The organism is Streptomyces sp. LS1784 (genome assembly GCF_020103755.1).
Classification (GTDB): Bacteria; Actinomycetota; Actinomycetes; order Streptomycetales; family Streptomycetaceae; genus Kitasatospora.
Genome location: NZ_JAHSQD010000534.1, coordinates 1 through 5,688 on the forward strand (window position 1 = coordinate 1; position 5,688 = coordinate 5,688).

6 protein-coding genes and 1 pseudogene are annotated in these 5,688 nt (G+C 74.7%); 4 read left to right on the forward strand and 3 right to left on the reverse strand.

The window, feature by feature from the left end:
• Both KS423_RS36895 and KS423_RS36900 read left to right on the forward strand, forming a co-directional pair.
• Positions 1 to 366 (forward strand): DUF4253 domain-containing protein (locus KS423_RS36895; protein ID WP_224284108.1); only part of this gene is annotated, 366 nt, incomplete at its 5' end.
• Between the two features lie 206 nt (positions 367 to 572).
• Positions 573 to 1,358 (forward strand): hypothetical protein, encoded by a 786-nt coding sequence (locus KS423_RS36900; RefSeq protein ID WP_224284109.1) that lies wholly within the window; start codon positions 573 to 575, stop codon positions 1,356 to 1,358.
• Here the strand turns inward: KS423_RS36900 and KS423_RS36905 are convergent.
• Genes KS423_RS36905 through KS423_RS36915 form a run of 3 tightly spaced genes read right to left on the reverse strand, consistent with a single transcriptional unit; the run spans position 1,355 to position 4,365 of the window.
• On the reverse strand, positions 1,355 to 2,176 hold the full coding sequence (locus KS423_RS36905) for an ABC transporter ATP-binding protein (RefSeq protein ID WP_224284110.1): 822 nt from the start codon (positions 2,174 to 2,176) through the stop codon (positions 1,355 to 1,357). The two genes, KS423_RS36900 and KS423_RS36905, sit on opposite strands and share 4 nt — an antisense overlap.
• Positions 2,173 to 3,261, reverse strand: a complete 1,089-nt coding sequence (locus KS423_RS36910) for an iron ABC transporter permease (protein ID WP_224284111.1) — start codon at positions 3,259 to 3,261, stop codon at positions 2,173 to 2,175. The genes KS423_RS36905 and KS423_RS36910 overlap by 4 nt, the downstream gene beginning before the upstream one ends.
• Before the next feature lie 3 nt (positions 3,262 to 3,264).
• Positions 3,265 to 4,365: an ABC transporter substrate-binding protein gene (locus KS423_RS36915; protein ID WP_224284112.1), complete on the reverse strand. Its 1,101-nt coding sequence runs from the start codon at positions 4,363 to 4,365 to the stop codon at positions 3,265 to 3,267.
• A 234-nt stretch (positions 4,366 to 4,599) separates the two neighbouring features.
• Between KS423_RS36915 and KS423_RS36920 the strand changes: the two genes are divergently transcribed.
• On the forward strand, positions 4,600 to 5,421 hold the full coding sequence (locus KS423_RS36920; RefSeq protein ID WP_224284113.1) for a helical backbone metal receptor: 822 nt from the start codon (positions 4,600 to 4,602) through the stop codon (positions 5,419 to 5,421).
• 50 nt (positions 5,422 to 5,471) lie between these two features.
• Positions 5,472 to 5,688 (forward strand): annotated as a pseudogene (locus tag KS423_RS36925) (hypothetical protein); the annotation flags it as partial.

Sequence of the window (5,688 nt, forward strand, 5' to 3'; positions counted from 1 at the left end):
CGCCTGGCCCGCCAACTGCTGCGCGCCCGGCCGGGCCTGCGGATCGGCCTGGTCCGCGCGGACGGCGGCGCCGAGGCGCTGGCCGCCTGCGGCTGGAACGGCACCAACGGCCACGGCGACAGCGGCGAGATCGCCGCCGTGCTGCGCAGCTGGCAGCAGCGCTTCGGCGCCCGGGTCGTCCAGGTGGGGACCGCCTCGCTGGAGTTGAGCGTCGCGGCGCCACCGGTCGGCCCGGGGGAGGCGTTGCTGGTGGCGGCCGAGCACGTGGCGTTCTGCCCGGACAACCTGTCCCAGCACGGCGAGGGTCTGGCCGACTACGCCGAGGAACTGGTCGGCACCGGCAACTGGGGCTTCTGGTGGGACTGATGGGCAGCTGGGTCTTCTGGTGGTCCTGGTAGGCAGCTGGGGCGCGTCTTCCCCAGGCCGCCGCCGCATCACGCCTCCCCCGTCGCAGCCCCTGGCCGTGATCACGCCCGCCCCGGGCCCGGGAGTGTCCGCGAACGGCGACAGTCCCGCATCAGCCCCTGGGCGTGGCCGCCGTCCTGTCGGGGGGCTCCGCTACGGTGCCGCCCATGACCTACCACCCCGCCGCCGTCGCGGATGCCGACTGGGACCGCCAACTCGCCCACGCCTTCGGCGTCCTGATCGGCCGCCCCCTCACGGAGTACGACTCCGAAGCGGTCTACGCCGCCTGCGTCACCGGCAACTACATGGAGGAGATCGACTTCCGGACCGAGCACGCCTGGGTGCGCCCGGCGGCGCTGCGCGGCGAGGAGCCGTTCGTGTCCACGCTCTACCTGTTCGACGAGGCCGAGGGCACTCCGGTCTTCGACCCGAGCACGTCCGTCTTCGAGTTCCGGCCGGCCGGCGGCACGGCGGAGTTCCCCGAGGGCTTCGTCGCCGCCGTCGAGGTCGCCTGCTTCAGCGGCCACCTCCTGCGGGGCGTCGACCTGGCCCCGCTGCTGGAGCGGTACGGCGTCGACCTCACCTCCCCCGGGTTCGCGGGCACCTGGGAGGTCCACACCGCCGTGCTCGTCTCCGACGGCACGCTCCTGGACGCCCTGCGCGCGGCCTTCGGCACCGGCCGCACCCCCGAGGAGCTGACGCCCTTCACGGCAGAGCCCGAGGAGGAGTGGGCGCAGGAGCTGGCCGCGATCCCCAACCCCGAACTACGCACCCACCTCGGCTACTTCTGCACCGACGGCGACACGGGCCTGATGCCCGTCCTGGAGGACACCACGGTCCACGGCCTGGACGACGAGGGCTGCGAGGCGGTCGCGGGCTGGGAGGACGGGCACGGCCAGGCCGAGATCACCGTCATCCGGCTGAGCGACCTCGTCGCCGGCCCGCGCCGCTAGCCAGGGCCCGCAGGGAACCACCGCCCCGGCACGGCGGCCTCCGCCGTTGCCGGGGCGCGGTGGTCGAAGGCGATCAACGGGTCGCCGGTGAGGGGGTGTTCGACCACCGCCGCCCGCACCCCGAAGACCTCGGCCAGCAGCTCGGCGGTCAGCACCTCGCGCGGTGCCCCGGAGGCCACCAGGGCGCCGCCGTGCAGGACGTGCAGCCGGTCGCAGACCGAGGCGGCGGCGTTGAGGTCGTGCAGGGCCACCAGGGTGGTGCGGCGCTGCTCCCGGAGCAGGGCGAGCAGTTCGACCTGGTGCCGGACGTCCAGGTGGTTGGTCGGCTCGTCCAGCACCAGGACGTCCGGCTGCTGGGCGAGCGCGCGGGCCAGCAGCACCCGCTGCCGTTCGCCGCCGGACAGTTGGGCGAACCGGCGGTCGGCGGCCTCGGCCATGCCGACCCGGACCAGCGCCTCGGCGGTGATCCGGTGGTCCTCGGCGTCGTCGGACGCGAAGGCCCGCTTGTAGGGTGTGCGGCCCATCGCGACCACCTCCCGAACGCTCAACTCGAAGTCCCCGCCGCGTTCCTGGGGCAGCGCCCCGATGTGCCGGGCGGACTGCGCGGGTCGCAGCTCCGCGAGGTCCCGCCCGGCCAGCAGCACCCGGCCGGCGCTGGGCCGCAGGTGCCGGTAGACGGTGCGCAGCAGGCTGGACTTGCCGCTGCCGTTGGGCCCGACCAGTCCGGCGATCTCCCCCTCCTCGGCGATCAGATTGGCCCCGGCCAGCACCGTCCGGCCGGCCAGGGCGACGCTCAGGTCCTCGACGGCGATCCTCAACTGCGCTCCAGTCGTCGGTCCAGCAGGTAGAGCAGGGTGGGGGCGCCGAGGACGGCGGTGACCACGCCGATCGGCAGTTCCTGGCCGTCCAGGGCGGTGCGGGCCACGGTGTCGACGACGACCAGCAGCAGCGCCCCGGTGAGCGCGGACAGCGGCAGCAGCCGGCGGTGGTCCCCGCCGACCAGCAGCCGGCACACGTGCGGCACCATCAGTCCGACGAAACCGATCGCCCCGGAGACGGCGACCAGCACCCCGGTGAGCACACTGGTGACGACGAAGACCTCGCGGCGCAGCCGGGTGACGTCCACGCCGAGCCCCGCGGCCGTCTCGTCGCCCATCAGCATCGCGTTGAGGCCCCGGGCGCGGGCCTGGAGCAGGGCCAGCCCGAGCGCCACGGCGACGGCGGGGACGGCGAGTTGGGCCCAGACTGCACCGCCGAGGCTGCCCATCAGCCAGAACAGCACGCCCCTGGTCTGCTGCTCGTCGCGGGTCTGCAGGACCAGGTAGCTGGTGATGCCGCCGAGGAACTGGGCGATGCCGATGCCCGCGAGGACCAGGCGCAGCGGGGAGAATCCGCCGCCGCGCCGGGCCATCAGCCAGACCAGCGAGAACGCGGCGAGCGCGCCGGCGAACGCCGCCAGGGAGACGGTGAGGCCGAGCGCGCTGCCGAAGGAGAGCTGGAGCCCGAGGGTGGTGCCGAGGACGATGGCGGCGACCGCCCCGAGCGAGGCGCCGGAGGAGATGCCGAGCAGGTAGGGGTCGGCGAGCGGGTTGCGGACCAGGGCCTGCACGGCGGTGCCGACCAGGCCGAGCCCGGCGCCCACCACGGCCGCCAACAGGGCGCGCGGAACACGCAGCTGCCAGACGATGAGGTCGCGGGCGCCGGGCTCGGGGGCCTGCCCGGTGAGCCGACGGGCGACCACCGACCAGACCTCGCCGGGCGGGACGTCGACCGAGCCGAGCGAGACGGCGGCGGTCAGCGCGAGCACCAGGGCGGCGACGAGGGCGGCGGCCAGCGGCCCGGCCCGCAGGGTGCGGGCCGGGCGGGCTTCGCCGCGATCCTTCCGAGCGATGGCCGAAGTCACCGGCTACTGCCCGTTCTTGGCGAGGTCGGGGTTCTTGACGAGGTCCGGGTGGACGGTCGCGGCGATCTGCCGGACGGCGTCGGCGTTGCGCACCCCCGCGATGGTGGTCACCTCGGAGCCGAGCCGGACGAAGTGCCCCTCCTGGACAGCCTTCAGGCCCTGGGTCGCGGGGAAGCCCTTCAGGAAGGCCTCGGCCTCGTCGAAGGCCTTGCGAGTGGCCTCCTCACTGCCCCGGTTGCGCACGGCCAGCTGGATCCAGTCCGGGTTCTCGGCGACCACGTCCTCCCAGGATCCCGGCTTGAAGTCGGCGTCGCAGTCGGCGAACACGTTGCGCGCCCCGGCCTGGGTGATCACGGCGTTGGCGACCTGCCGGCCGCAGACCGCCACCGGCTGCTTGGTACCGGCGTCGAAGTCGAAGACGAAGTAGCTCGGCCGCTGCCCCTCCGGTACGGCGGCGAGCGCGGTGCGGACCTCGCCGAGCTGCTTCTCCATCCCGGCGACCAGTTCCTCGGCCCGCGCGGCGGTCCCGGTGACGGCACCGAGCCGGCGGACGTCCTCCTCGATCCCGGCGAGGTCGGTGCGCGGCGCCTTGGCGGCCTTCGGCGTCCCGGCGCAGGCGGTGGAGAGCAGGTACACGTGCTGGATGCCGGCCGCCGCGTACTCCTCCTCGCTCGGTCCGGTGGCGCCGCCGCCCATCATCGGCATCGCGCCGAAGGTGTCCACGTAGAGGTCGGCGCCGGAGCCGAGCAGCTTCTCCTTGGCTATGCCCTTGTCCCCGAGCACCGGCACCTTGGCGCCCTGCTCGGCGAGGGCGCCGGGCAGGGTGCCCTTACCGGGCGGGAAGCCGGTGCCGATCACCCGCTCCCCGGCACCGAGTTGGAGCAGCAGCTCCAGGCTCGACGCGTTGCTGGTGACGATCCTGGCGGGCGCCTTGGCGATGGTGGTCTCCTTGCCCGCGCAGTCGGCGACCTTGACGGGGAATCCACCGCCCGGGCCGGCCTGGGCGGTGACGGAGGCACTCGATCCGCCCCCGGTCCCGCTTCCGCAGGCCGTGGCGAACAGGGCGACGGCGGCCGCGATTCCACAGACGACGCGAGGACGCATGACAACTCTCTCCTGGTCGGTGACCGTGCTCGGTGACGGTGCTGGGTGACCGTGCCCGGTGACGGTGCTGGTGCTGGTCTGGTGCTGGGTGATCGTGCTGAGGGCCCGTACTGCGGACCCGGACCAGGTAGTCGGGCGGCCGGGGCTGCGGGTTCCCGCCCGTTCGCGACCGGTTGCCGCCGGTGCGTCCACGGGCTCGTACGCCGCCGACCGCCCCCGACGTAGGCTGGCCGGATGGCCGACCCCACCGCCCCGCGCGACGACCTCGACCTCCCCGTCCGGCTCGGGCCGCGCCCGCCCCGCCGGGTGGTCTCGCTGGTGCCCTCGCTGACCGAGGCGGTCGCCGTCACCGCGCCCGGGCTGCTGGTCGGCGCCACCGACTGGTGCAGCCACCCCGCCGACCTGCCCGTCCCCCGGATCGGCGGCACCAAGAACCCGGACGTCCCGCGCATCCTCGCGCTCGCGCCGGACCTCGTCCTCGCCAACGACGAGGAGAACCGGCGCCCCGACCTGGACGCGCTGCGGGCGGCCGGCGTCCCGGTCTGGGTCACCGACATCCGCACCCTGGACGACGCCTTCCGCTCCCTGGACCGGCTGCTGACCATCGCTTGCGGGCTGCCCCGGCCGGCCTGGCTGGACGAGGCGGAGGCGGCCTGGTCCCCGGTCGGGGGCGGCAGCACTCCTCCGGAGCCCGACGGCCCGCGGACCGTCGTGCCGATCTGGCGCCGCCCGTGGATGGTCCTCGGCCGCGACACCTTCGCCGGGGATCTGCTCCGCCGCCTGGGCCTGCGGCTCGTCCACGCCGACCACCCCGAGCGCTATCCGGCCATCCCACTGCCCGAACTGCTCGCCTGCCGGGCGGAGTTGGTGGTCCTGCCGGACGAGCCGTACCGCTTCACCGCCGAGGACGGCCCGGAGGCGTTCCCCGGCACTCCGGCGGCACTGGTCAGCGGACGGCACCTGACCTGGTACGGGCCGTCGTTGGTGACCGCCCCGGCCGTGCTGCGGCGGGCCCTCGACCACCCGTCCGGTCCCGGCGGTACGGGCACCTCATAGGATGACCGCCACTCACCGGCGACCGCCGGTGACAAGTGGGGGGACCACACATGAGAGAGAGCACGACCCGGCGGACGCTGGTCCTGGTGTCCGCCGTCGCCGTCTCGACCGCCGTCCTGGCCGGCTGCGGGACCGAGCACGCCGACCAGCACCAGGACGCGTCGTCCGGCAGCACCCCGGTGGCCGCGAGCGCCTCGGCCGTCACGACACCGAGCGGGAGCCCGTCCGCGGGCACCACCCCGAGCCCGACCGCCCCGGCGAGCGCGA